The 14,965-nt window shown below is 71.3% G+C and carries 16 protein-coding genes; 10 read left to right on the forward strand and 6 right to left on the reverse strand.

The window, feature by feature from the left end:
* Positions 1 to 63: 63 nt before the first annotated feature.
* Positions 64 to 882, reverse strand: coding sequence for a DUF1206 domain-containing protein (locus AB0K11_RS16495; RefSeq protein WP_364978634.1), 819 nt, complete (start codon positions 880 to 882; stop codon positions 64 to 66).
* A gap of 158 nt (positions 883 to 1,040) precedes the next feature.
* Between AB0K11_RS16495 and AB0K11_RS16500 the strand changes: the two genes are divergently transcribed.
* The 6 genes from AB0K11_RS16500 (at position 1,041) to AB0K11_RS16525 (ending at position 7,141) form a co-directional block, all read left to right on the forward strand.
* Positions 1,041 to 1,409: a YraN family protein gene (locus tag AB0K11_RS16500; protein ID WP_364978637.1), complete on the forward strand. Its 369-nt coding sequence runs from the start codon at positions 1,041 to 1,043 to the stop codon at positions 1,407 to 1,409.
* Positions 1,410 to 2,921: a YifB family Mg chelatase-like AAA ATPase gene (locus tag AB0K11_RS16505; RefSeq protein ID WP_364978640.1), complete on the forward strand. Its 1,512-nt coding sequence runs from the start codon at positions 1,410 to 1,412 to the stop codon at positions 2,919 to 2,921.
* A complete protein-coding gene (gene dprA / locus AB0K11_RS16510; protein ID WP_364978643.1) occupies positions 2,918 to 4,036 on the forward strand; it encodes a DNA-processing protein DprA in 1,119 nt (372 codons plus the stop codon). Before AB0K11_RS16505 ends, dprA begins: the two co-directional genes overlap by 4 nt.
* A 64-nt stretch (positions 4,037 to 4,100) precedes the next feature.
* Positions 4,101 to 4,988, forward strand: coding sequence for a siderophore-interacting protein (locus AB0K11_RS16515; protein WP_364978647.1), 888 nt, complete (start codon positions 4,101 to 4,103; stop codon positions 4,986 to 4,988).
* A 46-nt stretch (positions 4,989 to 5,034) separates the two neighbouring features.
* Positions 5,035 to 6,195 carry a lactate 2-monooxygenase gene (locus AB0K11_RS16520; RefSeq protein ID WP_364978650.1) on the forward strand — a complete coding sequence of 387 codons (1,161 nt, stop codon included), beginning with the start codon at positions 5,035 to 5,037 and terminating at the stop codon, positions 6,193 to 6,195.
* A gap of 43 nt (positions 6,196 to 6,238) precedes the next feature.
* Positions 6,239 to 7,141: a tyrosine recombinase XerC gene (locus tag AB0K11_RS16525; protein ID WP_364980377.1), complete on the forward strand. Its 903-nt coding sequence runs from the start codon at positions 6,239 to 6,241 to the stop codon at positions 7,139 to 7,141.
* A gap of 24 nt (positions 7,142 to 7,165) precedes the next feature.
* On the opposite strand, the gene AB0K11_RS16530 is transcribed toward AB0K11_RS16525, so the two are convergent.
* Positions 7,166 to 7,465 (reverse strand): hypothetical protein, encoded by a 300-nt coding sequence (locus tag AB0K11_RS16530; RefSeq protein WP_364978653.1) that lies wholly within the window; start codon positions 7,463 to 7,465, stop codon positions 7,166 to 7,168.
* Positions 7,466 to 7,698: 233 nt separating this feature from the next.
* On the reverse strand, positions 7,699 to 8,187 hold the full coding sequence (locus AB0K11_RS16535; protein ID WP_364978656.1) for a M23 family metallopeptidase: 489 nt from the start codon (positions 8,185 to 8,187) through the stop codon (positions 7,699 to 7,701).
* A 292-nt stretch (positions 8,188 to 8,479) separates the two neighbouring features.
* Between AB0K11_RS16535 and rpsB the strand changes: the two genes are divergently transcribed.
* From rpsB to AB0K11_RS16550, 3 genes are all read left to right on the forward strand, one after another.
* Complete coding sequence (gene rpsB, locus AB0K11_RS16540) at positions 8,480 to 9,352, forward strand: 30S ribosomal protein S2 (RefSeq protein ID WP_264015333.1); 873 nt, start codon at positions 8,480 to 8,482, stop codon at positions 9,350 to 9,352.
* Between the two features lie 11 nt (positions 9,353 to 9,363).
* Positions 9,364 to 10,188 (forward strand): translation elongation factor Ts, encoded by an 825-nt coding sequence (gene tsf / locus AB0K11_RS16545; protein ID WP_364978660.1) that lies wholly within the window; start codon positions 9,364 to 9,366, stop codon positions 10,186 to 10,188.
* 65 nt (positions 10,189 to 10,253) lie between these two features.
* Entirely contained in the window at positions 10,254 to 11,666 is a 1,413-nt protein-coding gene (locus AB0K11_RS16550; RefSeq protein WP_364978663.1) for an amidase, read from the forward strand.
* On the opposite strand, the gene AB0K11_RS16555 is transcribed toward AB0K11_RS16550, so the two are convergent.
* The 3 genes from AB0K11_RS16555 to AB0K11_RS16565 form a co-directional block, all read right to left on the reverse strand.
* Entirely contained in the window at positions 11,663 to 12,772 is a 1,110-nt protein-coding gene (locus AB0K11_RS16555; protein ID WP_364978664.1) for a glycerate kinase, read from the reverse strand. The genes AB0K11_RS16550 and AB0K11_RS16555 overlap by 4 nt on opposite strands.
* Positions 12,769 to 13,728: a D-glycerate dehydrogenase gene (locus tag AB0K11_RS16560; protein ID WP_364978666.1), complete on the reverse strand. Its 960-nt coding sequence runs from the start codon at positions 13,726 to 13,728 to the stop codon at positions 12,769 to 12,771. The genes AB0K11_RS16555 and AB0K11_RS16560 overlap by 4 nt, the downstream gene beginning before the upstream one ends.
* Positions 13,729 to 13,795: 67 nt before the next feature.
* Positions 13,796 to 14,218 (reverse strand): MarR family transcriptional regulator, encoded by a 423-nt coding sequence (locus AB0K11_RS16565; RefSeq protein ID WP_364978668.1) that lies wholly within the window; start codon positions 14,216 to 14,218, stop codon positions 13,796 to 13,798.
* 45 nt (positions 14,219 to 14,263) lie between these two features.
* Here AB0K11_RS16565 and AB0K11_RS16570 point away from each other — a divergent pair, with 45 nt between their 5' ends.
* Positions 14,264 to 14,959 (forward strand): class I SAM-dependent methyltransferase, encoded by a 696-nt coding sequence (locus tag AB0K11_RS16570; RefSeq protein WP_364978671.1) that lies wholly within the window; start codon positions 14,264 to 14,266, stop codon positions 14,957 to 14,959.
* The last annotated feature ends 6 nt before the right edge of the window (positions 14,960 to 14,965 follow it).

The following is a 14,965-nucleotide window of genomic DNA, read 5'->3' on the forward strand; positions in this document are numbered from 1 at the left end:
CTCACTGCGACATCCGAGCCGGAATCTCGCTTTGAGCGCACGTTTGGCGCGTCGGTGGGTGTTCTACATCCGCCCGTAGCGTGCCCGCACGAAGCTGTAGGCACCGAACGCGGCGATACCGACTGCGGCGACCACCAGCAGGAACTTGCCGAACGGCGCCTCGCCGAGGGTCTTGACCGCGGCGTCCAGTCCGGAGGCCTTGGCCGGATCAGCCTGCAGCGTCGCGACGATGACCAAGATGCCCGCGCCGGCGAGCACGAGGCCCTTGGCCACGTAGCCGGCGATGCCGACGGCCTTGACGCCGCTGCCGCCCGACACCCGCAGATCCTTGAAGAACTTCTTTGTCACGCCCTTGTAGACGTGGTAGCCGCCGACGCCGATCACACCGAGGCCGACCGCGACGAGCAGCACCTTGCCCCAGCCCGACTGCATCAACTGCGCCGACATGCCGGAGTTCTGCTGGCCGCTGGACTGGCCGCTGCCCGTGGCGAAGCGCGCCGCCGAGAACGCGATCGCGAAGTTGACGATCGCCAGCGCCACGGCCTTGCCCCGCTTCCAGGCGGGCGAGTCGTCCTGTCCCCGGCCGGAGCTCTCACCGGGCTTGGAGCCGATCACCGCTTCGGCCAGCCGCCACAGTCCCAGCGCGACCAGTCCCACAGCCGCGATCCACAGCATGATCTTGCCGCCGGTCTGGTTGCCGATCGTGGACAGCGCGCCGGACTGGTCGGCGTTGCCGCCGGACCCGAATGCGATGCGCAGGATGATGTAGCCGACGAGCAGGTGCAGCACCCCGCTGATGGCGAAGCCGGCGCGCGCCGCGTATTCGAAAGCGTCGCTGTCGGTGGCCCTGTCGACCACGCCGTGGGTCGGTCTGGCACTCATGTGGACCTCCTGCGACTTCGCAGTTCGACTGGATGGGACGCGCCCGTATACCCCGTTTTTAACGCTTGCGAAACCCGGTCCTCCCCGCACTGTGGACAAACCCGAGGCTGGGGATGAACTCCGTTTCCCTGTCGGTGCGCCGGACCAGCGTGGCAGCCATGACCACGTGGACACGTGCCGAGATCGGCGCACTCGGCGAAAAGCTCGCCGTCGAACACCTGACATCGCTCGGGTTGCGGGTACTGGCTCGCAACTGGCGGTGCCGCTACGGCGAACTCGACGTCATCGCCACCGACCCGGCGGCGCGGGCGGTGGTGTTCGTCGAAGTCAAGACGCGGACGTCGGACCGGTTCGGCGGGGTGGCGCAGGCGGTCACCCCGCAGAAGGTGCGCAGGCTGCGGCGGTTGGCGGGGATCTGGCTGGCAGGTCAGACCGACAGCTGGGCGTCGGTGCGGCTGGATGTCATCGGGGTACGCATCGGACGTCGCCCGGTGCCGGAGATCATCCACGTGCAGGGGGTGGGGTAGATGGCGGTCGGCCGGGCGTTCTCGGTGGCGGTCCGCGGCCTGGACGGCCACATCGTCGAGATCGAGGCCGATATCGCCAACGGTCTGCCCGGCGTGCACCTGGTGGGGTTGCCCGACGCGGCGCTGCAGGAGTCGCGCGACCGGGTGCGCGCGGCGATCACCAACTGCGGCTACGAGTGGCCGATGAGGCGCCTGACGCTCGCCCTCTCACCGGCCACCCTGCCGAAGATGGGATCGGTCTACGACATCGCGCTGGCGTCGGCGGTGCTGTCGGCGCATTCGAAGAAGGAGTGGCCGCGACTGGAAAAGGCTGTGCTGCTGGGTGAACTGGCGCTCGACGGCCGGGTGAGGGCGATCAAGGGCGTGCTGCCCGCGGTGCTTGCGGCCAAACGGGAAGGCTGGCCGACGGTGGTGGTGCCGGTGGAGAATCTCGCTGAGGCCAGCCTCATCGACGGCATCGACGTGCTCGGCGTCCGCAGCCTCGGTCAGCTGCAGGCGTGGCTGGCAGGCAAGGCGCCACTCGCCGAACGCATCATCGCACCGCCCGCGACGCCCGACGACACGGTGGACCTGGCCGATGTGGTCGGACAGACAGAGGCCCGCTATGCCGTCGAGGTGGCGGCGGCCGGTGCGCACCACCTGATGTTGACCGGACCGCCAGGCGTGGGTAAAACCATGCTGGCGCAACGGCTTCCAGGGCTTTTACCACCGCTGTCTCATGAGGAGTCCCTCGAGGTCACGGCGATCCAATCGGTGGCGGGCCTGCTGTCGGGCAGCGCACCCCTGATCACTCGCCCGCCGTTCGTCGCGCCGCATCACACGTCGAGCGTGGCGGCACTGGTGGGCGGCGGCACGGGGATGGCCCGCCCGGGTGCGGTGAGCCGGGCGCACCGAGGGGTGCTGTTCCTCGACGAGTGTGCCGAGGTCGGCCTGCCCGTACTGGAGGCGTTGCGAACTCCACTGGAAGACGGCGAGATCCGGCTCGCCCGTCGCGACGGGGTGGCGCGTTACCCCGCGCGGTTCCAGCTGGTGATGGCCGCCAACCCGTGTCCGTGCGCACCGATCGACCCGCAGGACTGCATGTGCGGCAGTGCCGAGAAGCGCCGCTATCTCGGCAAGCTGTCCGGTCCGCTGATGGACCGGGTCGACCTGCGGGTGCAGATGCACTCGGCGCGCACCGGGGCGTTCTCCGTCGAGGACGGTGAAGCCACCGGCAAGGTGCGGGCGCGGGTGGCCGCCGCCCGTGCCGCGGCTGAGGACCGCTGGCGATCGCACGGCATCCGCACCAACGCCGAGGTGAGCGGCGCGCTGCTGCGCCGCCGATTCCGGTTGTCCCAGCAGGCGATGAAACCGCTGCGCACCGCCGTCGACACCGGCCAGTTGTCCATCCGGGGTATGGACCGCACACTGCGGGTCGCCTGGACACTTGCCGATCTCGCAGGCCGTTCCACGCCGGAAATCGACGACGTCGTCACGGCGCTGGGCTTCCGCCAGTTCGGAGGTGCGCGATGAACGCCGATGCCCGGGCTTGGGCCTACCTTTCGCGGGTGGCCGAGCCGCCGTGTCCCGAGCTCGCCGATCTCGTCGCCCGCGTCGGCGCTCGAGAGGCGGCCGACCGCATCCGCCGCGGCGCCGTCGGGGAGCGGTTGGCCACCCACACCGAGGCGCGTCGCGACATCGACTGCGCGCGGGATGATCTCGACACCGTCGAACGGCTCGGGGGCCGCATCGTGACGGCGTGCGACGACGAGTGGCCGGTGCTCGCGTTCGCGGCCTTCGGCCGGTCGGCGCGGCCGCGGGAGTGCCACCCGCCGCTGGTGCTGTGGGTGGTCGGGGCAGCCCGCCTCGACGAGGTGCCGGGTCGGGCCGCCGCGGTGGTCGGCACCCGAGCGGCGACGGCCTACGGCGAGCACGTCGCCGCCGACCTCTCCGCGGGGCTGGCCGCCCGCGACGTGGCCGTGGTCTCCGGTGGCGCCTACGGCATCGACGGGGTGGCGCACCGCGCGGCGCTGGCATCCGACGGGCTGACGGTCGCGGTGCTGGCCGCAGGCATCGACGTGCCGTATCCGGCAGGCCACACCGCGCTGCTGCGGCGCATCGCCGAGGACGGCCTGGTGGTCAGCGAGTACCCGCCCGGCGTGCGCCCCGGCCGGCTGCGGTTCCTCACCCGCAACCGGTTGGTGGCCGCACTGTCGGGCGCCACGGTGGTGGTGGAGGCCGGCGCGCGCAGCGGGGCCGCCAGTACCGCCGGATGGGCACGGACGCTGGGCCGGATCGTGTGCGCGGTGCCGGGACCCGTCACGTCGTCGGTGTCGGTCGGCTGTCACCGGCTGCTCCGCGACGGTGCCGACCTGGTCACCCGGGCCGAGGACGTCGTCGAACTGGTGGGCCGGATGGGTGAGCTGGCTCCTGAAGAGCAGCGGCCGACATCGCCGCTCGACGGGCTCGACGACGCACAGCGGCGGGTGTACGACGCGCTGCCCGCCCGCGGTGGACGGACCGTCGACGAGATCGCGGTGGCGGCGGGCGTGCCGGGGCCGCGCGTCATCGGCCCGCTGGCGGCGATGGAACTCGCAGGCCTGGTCACGCAGCGCGACGGCCGCTGGAAACTGGTCCGGAATCGGTAGGAGGCCGCCGGGACGGGCACGCTCGTATAGTCGAGGCGACGGCGAGACGTAGTGGAGGAACACAGTGGCGGGACGTCCGATACACACCTTCGAGGTGGTGCGCAGCGAACAGCTGGCACCGCACATGGTCCGAGTGGTGTTGGGCGGCAACCACACCGACGGCCACACTGATGGCCACAACGGGAAGAGCGGCGGCTTCGGCACGTTCACGCCCGGCGAGAACACCGACTCGTACGTCAAGCTCGTGTTCGTGCCGGCCGGGGTCGACGTGTCCGCGCTGGAGACCCCGCTGACGATGGACAGCTTCGCCGCGCTGCCTGCTGAGCAGCAGCCCACCGTGCGGACCTACACCGTGCGCCGGGTCGATGCCGAGCGCGGCGAGATCACCATCGACTTCGTCGTGCACGGCGAACACGGCGTGGCGGGTCCGTGGGCCGCCACGGCCCAGCCCGGCCAACCGGCGTACCTGATGGGGCCGAGCGGGGCGTTCTCACCGGACCCCGAGGCCGACTGGTACCTGTTCGCCGGCGACGAGGCGGCGCTGCCCGCCATCGGCGCGGCGCTCGAGGCGTTGCCCGCCGACGCCGTCGGGCGGGCCTACATCGAGGTCGCGGGCCCCGACGATCAGATCGAGCTCACCGCCCCCGAGGGGGTGTCGGTGATCTGGGTCTACCGCGGTGGCCGGGCCGACCTGGTACCCGAGGAGAGAGCGGGTGACCATGCGCCGCTGATCGCCGCGGTGAAGGAGACGCTCTGGATGCCGGGTCAGGTCCAGGTGTTCATCCATGGCGAGGCGCAGGCCGTGATGCACAACCTGCGGGCGTACATCCGCAAGGAGCGCGAAGTGGACGCGAAGTGGGCGTCGTCGATCTCCGGGTACTGGCGGCGCGGCCGCACCGAGGAGACCTTCCGGCAGTGGAAGGCCGAGCTCGCCAAGGCCGAGGCCGGCTGACACCCGGGCTGGCCGCCGACCCTGCGGGGCTGGCACGCTGGCCGCCATGACCTTCGGTAACTACCAGTTCGAGATCTACCTGCAGGGCCTGTCCGGCGTCCTGCCCACGATGCCGATGACGTTCGCGGACTGGGAGGCCAAGGCCGAAGCCGCGATGCCGCCGTCGGTGTACTCCTACGTCGCGGGCGGCGCCGGCGACGAACGCACCCAGCGCTTCAACCGCACCGCGTTCGACAACTGGGGACTGATGCCGCGGATGTTCCGCGCGACCCGCGAGCGCGACCTGTCGCTGAACCTGTTCGGACTCGACCTGCCGTCCCCGGTGTTCATGGCGCCGATCGGCGTGATCGGCATCTGCGCCCAGGGCGGGCACGGCGACGTGGCCACCGCCAAGGCCGCGGCGCGCACCGGCGTCCCGATGGTCGTCTCGACGCTGACCGAGGATCCGCTCGAGGACGTCGCCGCCGAATTCGGCGACACCCCGGGCTTCTTCCAGCTGTACTGCCCGACCGATCGGGACCTGGCCGCCAGCCTCGTGCACCGGGCCGAGGCCGCCGGCTACAAGGGCATCATCGTCACCCTCGACACCTGGGTGCCGGGCTGGCGACCCCGTGACCTGTCCACGTCGAACTTCCCGCAGCTGCGCGGGAAATGCCTGTCCAACTACACCAGCGACCCGGTGTTCCGCGCCGCGCTGGCGCAGACACCCGAGGAGAATCCCCAGGCCGCCGTGCTGCACTGGGTCTCGCTGTTCGGCAACCCGGTCACCTGGGACGACCTGCCCTGGCTACGGTCGTTGACCGACCTGCCGCTGATCGTGAAGGGCATCTGCCATCCCGATGACGCCCGGCGGGCGAAGGACGGCGGCGTCGACGCCATCTACTGCTCCAACCACGGCGGCCGGCAGGCCAACGGCGGCCTGGCCGCCATCGACTGCCTGCCCGACGTCGTCTCCGCGGCCGACGGACTCCCGGTGCTCTTCGACTCGGGCATCCGCAGCGGCGCCGACATCGTCAAGGCGCTCGCGCTGGGCGCCACCGCGGTCGGCGTCGGCCGGCCCTACGCCTACGGCCTGGCGCTCGGCGGCACCGACGGCGTCGTCCACGTGCTGCGGTCACTGCTGGCCGAGGCGGACCTGACGATGGCCGTCGACGGCTATCCGACGCTGGCCGATCTCACTCCGGACACGCTGCGGCGCGTCGGCTAGACACCCGCGGGCGCTCTGCGACGGTAGGGGCGTGACGGCCACGATCGACGAGGTCCTCGACCAGTTCGACGAGTACCTCGAACTGCAGTGCGGGCGCTCGCCGCACACCCGCCGCGCCTACGGCGGCGACCTGCGATCGCTGTTCGCCTTCGTCGACCGGCGGCTACCCGGCGCCGGCATCGCCGGGTTGAGCCTGCCGGTGCTCCGATCCTGGCTCGCCGAGCAGGCCGGAGGCGGCGCCGCGCGCACCACGCTGGCCCGGCGGACGTCCGCGGTCAAGACGTTCACCGCGTGGGCCGTACGCCGCGGCCTGCTCGCCACCGATCCGGCCACCCGGCTGCAGCTGCCCAAGGCCCGGCGCACGCTGCCGTCGGTGCTGCGCCAGGACCAGGCGCTCGACGCCATGGCGGCCGCCACTTCCGGTGCGCAGCAGAATGATCCGCTCGCCCTGCGGGACCGGTTGATCGTCGAGCTGCTGTATGCGACCGGGATCCGGGTCAGCGAGCTGTGCGGACTCGACGTCGACGACGTCGACACCTCGCGACGTTTGCTGCGGGTGCTGGGCAAGGGCGACAAGCAACGGACGGTCCCGTTCGGAGAGCCCGCGCTGCTGGCGCTCTCGTCGTGGCTGGCCGACGGCAGGCCTGCCCTGGCCACCTCCGACTCCGGGCCCGCCCTGCTGCTCGGCGCCCGCGGCCGGCGGCTCGACCAGCGGCAGGCGCGCACGGTCGTGCACCAGACCGTCGCGGCGGTGGACGGCGCACCCGACATCGGCCCACACGGGCTGCGGCACAGCGCGGCAACGCATCTGCTCGAGGGCGGTGCCGACCTGCGCATCGTGCAGGAGCTGCTCGGCCACTCCACATTGGCCACGACGCAGCTCTACACGCACGTCACCGTCGCGCGGCTGCGGGCGGTGCACGACCAGGCGCACCCGCGGGCTTGATCCCCGCGCGATAGATCCGCAGGTTCAGGCGGACTGTTCGGCGGACTCCGGAGGGATCCACCGGACGACGAGCTCGCCCCAGTTCACGGGAGCGCTCCATCTCTCGCCGATGAGCGAGAACGGCATCCGTTCGAAGTCGCGAACGTCGCGGTACGTCTCGTCGGGCTTCATGCTGCGGAAGATCAACCACGGCGCGTCGTCGGCGACCTCGACGCGCCACCCGGTCATGTCGGCGTTCGGGGAGTCGATCGTCAACCAACGGAATCCCTCGTCGTCCGGGAGGTATTCGATCGGGAGGTCGATGTCGGCTTCGTGCTCCGTCATGATCGCCGAGTTTATCGGTCGCAGCGCACACGCGAAGCGGGCCCCGAGTCGGCCTCGAGCGCAAGGGTTTCCGGTGCGCAATCGCGAAGTGGCCCTGCGCGGTGAGCATCCGTGGTCACGTTTCGACCTTGAGCGCACTCCCGCGGTCCGCCGAGCGTGCGCGTAGTGCCGCTGCGCATCGGCGTGTCGCGCACAGACACGCACGCTCGCGGGGCTACGGGAAGTGCGGGAGTTCAGCCGGCGACCGGCTTGAGCCGGATCGGGGTGCCCGCCAGCAGGCCGAGCGGGTCGACGTAGTCGGCACGCGCCGCCGGCCCCCACATCGCGCCCCAGTGCAGGCACGCCGCGGCCGGGCAGCCCGCGTGACCGGCGTCGAGCACACCGACCGCCGTGCCCCGGGCGACGAGCTGGCCGCGCCGCACCGTCGCCCGCACCGGCTCGTAGCTGGTCCGCAGGCCGCCGGGGTGGGCGATCGAGACCAGGGGGCGGCCCGCCAGCTCGCCGGCGAACACCACGGTGCCCGCCGCCGCGGCGTACACCGGCGCGCCGGGCGGGGCGGCCAGGTCGACACCGCGATGCCCGCGCCGCCAATTGGGCGTCGGCGCGTCGAACACCCGCACCACAGCGGGTCGCGGCCGCAGCGGCCAGTCCAGGCGTCCGCCGTCGGCGTGCGCGGGTGCGGCCACGGTCAGCGTCACGACGATCAGCATCAGCCACCGCATCGGTCCAGCTCAGCGCACGACAGGCCCGCTGCGCCAGGCCCCTCGCCGAAGCTGTGGATGGCCAGGTCACCGTGGCAAAAGCACCCCGTCAGACGGTGTAAACTGCTAACCGCAGCTCGCTTGCGCGGGCTGACTTCGCGTGTCTGCACAGGCCGCCCCACGGCGGTTCTACCCGGATGCCGGCGGTCCCGTCCGAAGATCACTTCGGCCGGGTCCGGCAACCAGCAGACACCAGGGCCTGGCATCACCCCGACGCCGGGCGACAACCGACAAGTAAAGGCTGGGTACACCCATGGCCGTCGTGACCATGAAGCAGCTGCTGGACAGCGGCACCCACTTCGGGCACCAGACCCGTCGCTGGAATCCCAAGATGAAGCGGTTCATCTTCACCGACCGCAACGGCATCTACATCATCGACCTGCAGCAGACGCTGACGTACATCGACAAGGCGTACGAGTTCGTCAAGGAGACCGTCGCGCACGGTGGCTCGATCATGATGGTCGGCACCAAGAAGCAGGCGCAGGAATCGATCGCCGCAGAGGCCACCCGCGTCGGCATGCCCTATGTGAACCAGCGCTGGCTGGGCGGCATGCTCACCAACTTCTCCACCGTGCACAAGCGCCTTCAGCGGATGAAGGAACTCGAGACCATGGAGCAGACCGGTGGCTTCGAGGGTCGCACCAAGAAGGAAATCCTGATGCTGACCCGCGAGAAGAACAAGCTGGAGCGGTCGCTCGGCGGTATCCGCGACATGGCGAAGGTGCCGTCGGCGATCTGGGTCGTCGACACCAACAAGGAGCACCTCGCGGTGGCCGAGGCGCGCAAGCTCAACATCCCGATCATCGCGATCCTCGACACCAACTGCGATCCCGATCTCGTCGACTACCCGATCCCGGGTAACGACGACGCGATCCGGTCGGCCGCGCTGCTGACCCGCGTCATCGCCGCCGCGGTCGCCGAGGGGCTGCAGGCCCGGTCCAACGTCGGCCGCACGGGTGACAAGCCCGACGCCGACGGTGCCGCCGAGCCGTTGACCGAGTGGGAGCAGGAGCTGCTGGCGTCCGCCACCGCGACTGCCACCGCGTCGCCGACCGCCGCGGGCGCCGAGCCCGGCACCCCGGAGGCCGACATCCAGACCGAACCCACCACCCCTGCGAACCCATAGGGAAGGCTGAAATGGCGAACTACACCGCTGCCGACGTCAAGCGACTTCGGGAGCTGACCGGCGCCGGCATGCTCGCGTCGAAGAATGCGCTCGTCGACGCCGACGGCGACTTCGACAAGGCTGTGGAGTTGCTGCGCATCAAGGGCGCCAAGGACGTCGGCAAGCGTGCCGAGCGGGCCACCGCCGAGGGCCTTGTCGCGGCCAAGAACGGCGCGCTGATCGAGATCAACTCCGAGACCGACTTCGTCGCGAAGAACGCCGAGTTCCAAGCAGTGGCCGACCAGATCGTCGCCGCCGCCGCGGAATCGAAGGCGGAAGACGTCGACGCGCTCAAGGCGGCCAAGGTCGGTGACACGACCGTCGAGCAGACCATCGCCGATCTGAGCGCCAAGATCGGCGAGAAGCTCGAACTGCGTCGTGCCACGTACTTCGGCGGCAACGTCGAGACCTACCTGCACAAGCGCGCCGCGGACCTACCGCCGGCCGTGGGTGTGCTGGTGGAGTACGAGGGCGGCGGCGAGAACGGCGCCGCGGCCGCGCATGCGGTGGCGCTGCAGATCGCCGCGCTGAAGGCCCGCTACCTCACCCGTGAGGACGTGCCGGAGGACCTCGTGGCCAACGAGCGTCGTATCGCCGAGGAAACCGCCCGCAACGAGGGCAAGCCCGAGCAGGCGCTGACCAAGATCGTCGACGGCCGGGTGAACGGCTACTACAAGGACGTCGTGCTGCTCGAGCAGCCGTCGGTGTCGGACAGCAAGAAGACCGTCAAGGCGCTGCTGGACGATGCGGGCGTGACCGTGACGCGCTTCGTCCGCTTCGAGGTCGGCCAGGCCTGACGGCCCAGCACAGCTGACGCGACTCACTCTCATGCGCCGGCGGTACCACTTGGTACCGTCGGCGCATGAGTCGTATTACGGCCTTCCGCGACGACGCCCTCGGTGACCGCGACGCCGTCGGCCTGGTCGACGCGCTGCGGGCGGGCCGGGTGTCGGCCGCCGAACTCGTCGACGCGGCGATCGCGCGCACCGAGGCGGTCAACCCCCGGCTGAACGGCTTGGCCTACCGCGCCTTCGAGCGCGCTCGCGAAAGGGCCGGGGCGCGAACGCCGTACGGCGGCTTCTTCGACGGTGTCCCGTCCTTTCTGAAGGACAACGTGGCCGTCGCGGGCATGCCGACGATGGAGGGCACCGATGCGTGGGATCCCCGCCCGCAGCGGCTCGACGGCGACTTCGCACGCGCCTTCCTCGCCACCGGCCTGATCCCGCTGGGCAAGACACAGCTCTCGGAGTTCGGCTTCAGCGCCGCCGCAGAGCACCCGCGGCTGGGCCCGGTGCGCAACCCGTGGAACCCCGAGCACACCGCGGGCGCCTCGTCGTCGGGATCCGCAGCGTTCGTGGCCGCCGGCGTGGTGCCGATCGCGCACGCCAACGACGGCGGCGGCTCGATCCGGATCCCCGCCGCCTGCAACGGGCTGGTCGGACTCAAGCCGTCGCGCGGCAGGCTGCCGCTCGACCGGCAGATGCGCCAGATGCCGATCCGCATCGTCGCCAACGGCGTGCTCACCCGGTCGGTGCGCGACACCGCGGCGTTCTACCGGGAAGCCGAACGGGTGTACCGGCATCCGAAGCTGTTGCCGGTCGGCGACGTCACCGGCCCGGCCCGGCAGCGGCTGCGGATCGCGGTGTGCACCCGCTCGATCGAGCGCGACTCCAGCCCCGAGGTGCGTGAGCTCACGCTGAAGACCGCCGCGCTGCTCGAGGAACTGGGTCACCGGGTGACACAGATCGAGAACCCACCGGTGCCCAAGACGTTCGGCGACGACTTCCTGCTGTACTGGGCGCTGATGTCGTTCGCGCTGGTGCGTGGCGGCCGCCGGACGTTCGGCCCGAGCTTCCAGCGCGACAAGCTCGACAACCTCACCCTCGGCCTGGAACTGCATGCCGCACGCAACCTGCACCGGCTGCCGCTGGCCATGGCGCGGCTGTCGCAGGCGCGCCGCATCACCAACCGGCTCGCCGCCGATCACGACGTCCTGCTCACCCCGACACTGGCCCAGGTGACACCCCGCGTCGGGCATCTGGACCCGACCGCGGACTATCAGCAGATCATCGACCGGCTGATGGACTGGGTGGCGTTCACGCCGCTGCAGAACGTCACCGGTGACCCGGCGATCTCGCTGCCGCTTGCCGAGTCGTCGGACGGGTTGCCCGTCGGCATGATGCTGTCGGCCACCCTCGGTCACGAGGCCCGGCTGCTCGGGCTGGCCTACGAACTCGAACAGGCCCGGCCCTGGGCGAGGATCCAGGACGCCTAGAGCCGGCGGCACACCTCGGCGCAGGCCCGGGCCAACGACTGCGGGCCGGTGCGCAGCGCCTCGGCCAGCGGTGTGCCCGGGGCAGTGATCCCGACGATCTCGTCCACCCCGTGATCGAGCAGCACCGCCGCGTCGTCGCCGACCCGGCCGGCGAAGATCACCACCCGCGCCCCGGCGCGCGCGGCCACCTGCGCGACACCGAACGGCGTCTTGCCGAGCATGGTCTGCGCGTCGACCCCACCCTCGCCGGTGAACACCCAGTCGGCACCGGAAATCGCCGCCTCGAGGCCGACGGTCTCGGCGATCACCTCCACCCCGGGGCGGGTCTCGGCGTCGAGGAACTGCAGCAGGGCGAAGCCCAAGCCGCCCGCCGCGCCGGCGCCGGGCGTGTCGACGTGGGTTGCGCCGACGACCGCGGAGAACCGGGCCAGCGCCGATTCCAGCCGCTCGACGTCGGCCGGCCCAGCGCCCTTCTGCGGCCCGAACACCGCACTCGCACCGCCGGGGCCCAGCAGCGGTGCGGTGACGTCGCACGCCAGCCTGAAACGCGCGGCGGCCAGGCGCGGGTCCAGCCCAGTGAGGTCGACCCGGTCGAGGCGCTCGAGCGCGGCGCCGCCAGGCGGTAGGGGAGCGCCGTCGGCGTCGAGCAGCACCGCTCCGAGTGCGGTCAACATGCCTGCGCCCGCGTCGTTGGTGGCCGACCCGCCCAGGCCGATGAGGAACTCGGCGGCGCCGCGGTCGAGCGCCGAGGTGATCAGCTGGCCGACGCCGAACGTGCTCGCCCGCAACACATCCCGCTCGGCGGTTGCGATGCGTTCCAGTCCGGCCGCCGCGGCCATCTCGATGACGGCCAGCCCACGGTCGGCGACGTAGCCGTACGTGGCGGGGACGGGGCGGCCCAGTGCGTCGGCGGCCTCGACGGTGACGTGGCTGCCGCCGAGGGCGTCGACCACCGCGTCGACCGTGCCCTCGCCGCCGTCGGCCATCGGCACGCCGACACACTCGGCGTCGGGCAGCGCGGCCGCAACGCCGTCGCGCATCGCGGCGATCGCCTCGGCGGCGGTCATCGACTCCTTGAACGAGTCCGGTGCGAGGACGATCTTCATCGGACCGGTGTCAACGCTTCGCGACCGGACAGCACGGCGTCGACGTTGTCGGCGGCGAGGATGCCCATGGCGTCGCGGGTCGCCTCGCCCGCGCTGGCGATGTGCGGGGTGAGGACCAGGTTGGGCGCGTCGAGCAGTGCGGGATCGACATGCGGTTCATTCTCGAACACATCCAGCGCGGCGCCACCCAGACGGCCGGCGTGCAGGGCGTCGACGAGTGCGCGCTCGTCGACGATGCCGCCGCGTGCGGTGTTGACCAGGTAGGCCGTCGGTTTCATCGCGGTCAGGGCGGTGGCGTCGATCAGGTGGCGGGTCTCGGGTGTCAGCGGCGTCAACACGGTCACCACGTCGCTCTCGGCGAGCAGCGTGGCGGTGTCGACGAACGTGACGCCGTCCTCCTCGGTGCCCGGCGTGCGGCTCCTGGCGACCGCCAGCACCGTCATGTCGAACGCCTTGGCGCGGCGGGCGACGGCGCGCCCGATGCGGCCGTAGCCGAGGACGCCCAGCGTCGCGCCCGCGCTGACGTCCAGACCGATCAGCATCCGCGGCCCCCAGACCCACGGCTCCCGGGAGCGAATCAACCGGTCGCCGTCGAGGAGCCGCCGGGTGGCCGCCAGGATCAGGGCGAAGGTGTGGTCCGCGGTGGCGCGGTCGAGCACGCCGGGGGTGTTGGTGACGACGACGCCGGACTCGGCGGCCGCGGGCACGTCGATGTTGTCGTAGCCGACGGCGACGTTCGCGACGATCCGCAGCGCAGGGCCTGCGGCGGCGAGCACCTCGGCGTCGATGCGCTCGGTCAGCGTCACGACGGCCGCGGCGGCGCCGGCGATCCCGGCGGTCAACTCGGCCCGGCTGGGCGGGTCGTCACTGCCGGCGCGGACCGGCCGCCCCAGCGCGCGTAGCCTGGCCATCGCCCGGTCGGTCAGCAGGCGGGAGACGTAGACGTGCCCGGTCATCCCCGCCGACCCTACGGTTGATGACCGATTCCGGCAGGATCCGGGCAACAACCGTCGTGTCGGCGCGTCAGTCGGCGCCGAGGGCGACGAGGATGCGCTTGAAGTCGCGGCGCTGCGCGTCGCTCAGGTTCGCCATCAGCCGCTGCTCGGCGGCGCGCACCCCGGAGTCGGTGCGGGACAGGGTGTCTCGGCCCCCGCTCGTCAGTTCCGCGGGCAGCGAGCGGCCCGACGCCACCGACGCCGGGCGGGTGACCAGCCCGCGGTCCTGCAGGCTGCGCACGACGGTGTTCATCGCCTGCGGTGAGACGTACATGTCGCGGGCGAGTTCGGCATTGGACCGGCCGGGGGATTTCGACAGCACTCGCATGCAGAGGTACTGCGGGAAGGACAGCCCGAGCGGGTCGAGCACCGTCGCGGTCACCTCGGTGCGCAGCGCGTAGGCCACCCGGTGCAGCAGATAGCCGAGCGGCTGATCCTCACGCGCATCCATATCAAGCATATTGACATATATCAACTACATTGATATACCGGGGGTATGACGAACCCTCCTGAAGAGCTGAACGTGATGTTCGAGTCGGCCTACCGCCGCGACGCCGGCGACCTGGGCGCGGGCAACCGGCCGCCGTGGAGCATCGACGAACCGCAGCCCGAGATCGCCGCGCTGATCGAGGCGGGCAAGGTCCACGGCGACGTGCTCGACGCGGGCTGTGGCGAGGCGGCCGTGTCGCTGTATCTCGCCGAGCGCGGCTTCACCACGGTGGGCCTCGACCAGTCGCCGACGGCGATCGAGCTCGCCCGCGCCGAGGCCGCCAGGCGCGGGCTCGCCAACGCCACCTACGAGGTGGCCGACATCAGCGCGTTCACCGGCTACGACGGCCGGTTCGGCACGATCGTCGACTCCACCCTGTTCCACTCGATGCCGGTCGAACTGCGCGAGGGCTACCAGCAGTCGATCGTGCGCGCCGCGGCGCCGGGTGCGTCGTACTTCGTGCTGGTCTTCGACTCCTCGGGCATGCCTGACGAGAGCCCGATCAACGCCGTCACCGCCGAGGAGCTTCGCGACGTCGTCGGCAGGTACTGGGAGATCGACGAGATCCGGCCCGCCCGCATTCACGCCAACCTGCCCGCCGAGATGCCCGTCGCCGAGGTCTTCGGAATGAAGGATCTGCGCGACGAGGCCGGCGGCCGGAAGTCGATGCCCGCCTGGCTGCTGACGGCCCACCTGAGCTGAGGCCCG

Origin of the sequence: Mycobacterium sp. NPDC050551 (assembly GCF_040674075.1) — a bacterium.
In the GTDB taxonomy this organism is placed as follows: domain Bacteria; phylum Actinomycetota; class Actinomycetes; order Mycobacteriales; family Mycobacteriaceae; genus Mycobacterium.

Excerpts from the sequence above, each read along its gene's own strand:
- AB0K11_RS16495 (WP_364978634.1), bottom strand. The coding sequence starts at position 882 with ATGAGTGCCAGACCGACCCACGGCGTGGTCGACAGGGCCACCGACAGC.
- AB0K11_RS16500 (WP_364978637.1), top strand. The coding sequence starts at position 1,041 with ATGACCACGTGGACACGTGCCGAGATCGGCGCACTCGGCGAAAAGCTC.
- AB0K11_RS16505 (WP_364978640.1), top strand. The coding sequence starts at position 1,410 with ATGGCGGTCGGCCGGGCGTTCTCGGTGGCGGTCCGCGGCCTGGACGGC.
- dprA (WP_364978643.1), top strand. The coding sequence starts at position 2,918 with ATGAACGCCGATGCCCGGGCTTGGGCCTACCTTTCGCGGGTGGCCGAG.
- AB0K11_RS16520 (WP_364978650.1), top strand. The coding sequence starts at position 5,035 with ATGACCTTCGGTAACTACCAGTTCGAGATCTACCTGCAGGGCCTGTCC.
- AB0K11_RS16530 (WP_364978653.1), bottom strand. The coding sequence starts at position 7,465 with ATGACGGAGCACGAAGCCGACATCGACCTCCCGATCGAATACCTCCCG.
- AB0K11_RS16535 (WP_364978656.1), bottom strand. The coding sequence starts at position 8,187 with ATGCGGTGGCTGATGCTGATCGTCGTGACGCTGACCGTGGCCGCACCC.
- rpsB (WP_264015333.1), top strand. The coding sequence starts at position 8,480 with ATGGCCGTCGTGACCATGAAGCAGCTGCTGGACAGCGGCACCCACTTC.
- tsf (WP_364978660.1), top strand. The coding sequence starts at position 9,364 with ATGGCGAACTACACCGCTGCCGACGTCAAGCGACTTCGGGAGCTGACC.
- AB0K11_RS16550 (WP_364978663.1), top strand. The coding sequence starts at position 10,254 with ATGAGTCGTATTACGGCCTTCCGCGACGACGCCCTCGGTGACCGCGAC.
- AB0K11_RS16555 (WP_364978664.1), bottom strand. The coding sequence starts at position 12,772 with ATGAAGATCGTCCTCGCACCGGACTCGTTCAAGGAGTCGATGACCGCC.
- AB0K11_RS16560 (WP_364978666.1), bottom strand. The coding sequence starts at position 13,728 with ATGACCGGGCACGTCTACGTCTCCCGCCTGCTGACCGACCGGGCGATG.
- AB0K11_RS16565 (WP_364978668.1), bottom strand. The coding sequence starts at position 14,218 with ATGGATGCGCGTGAGGATCAGCCGCTCGGCTATCTGCTGCACCGGGTG.
- AB0K11_RS16570 (WP_364978671.1), top strand. The coding sequence starts at position 14,264 with ATGACGAACCCTCCTGAAGAGCTGAACGTGATGTTCGAGTCGGCCTAC.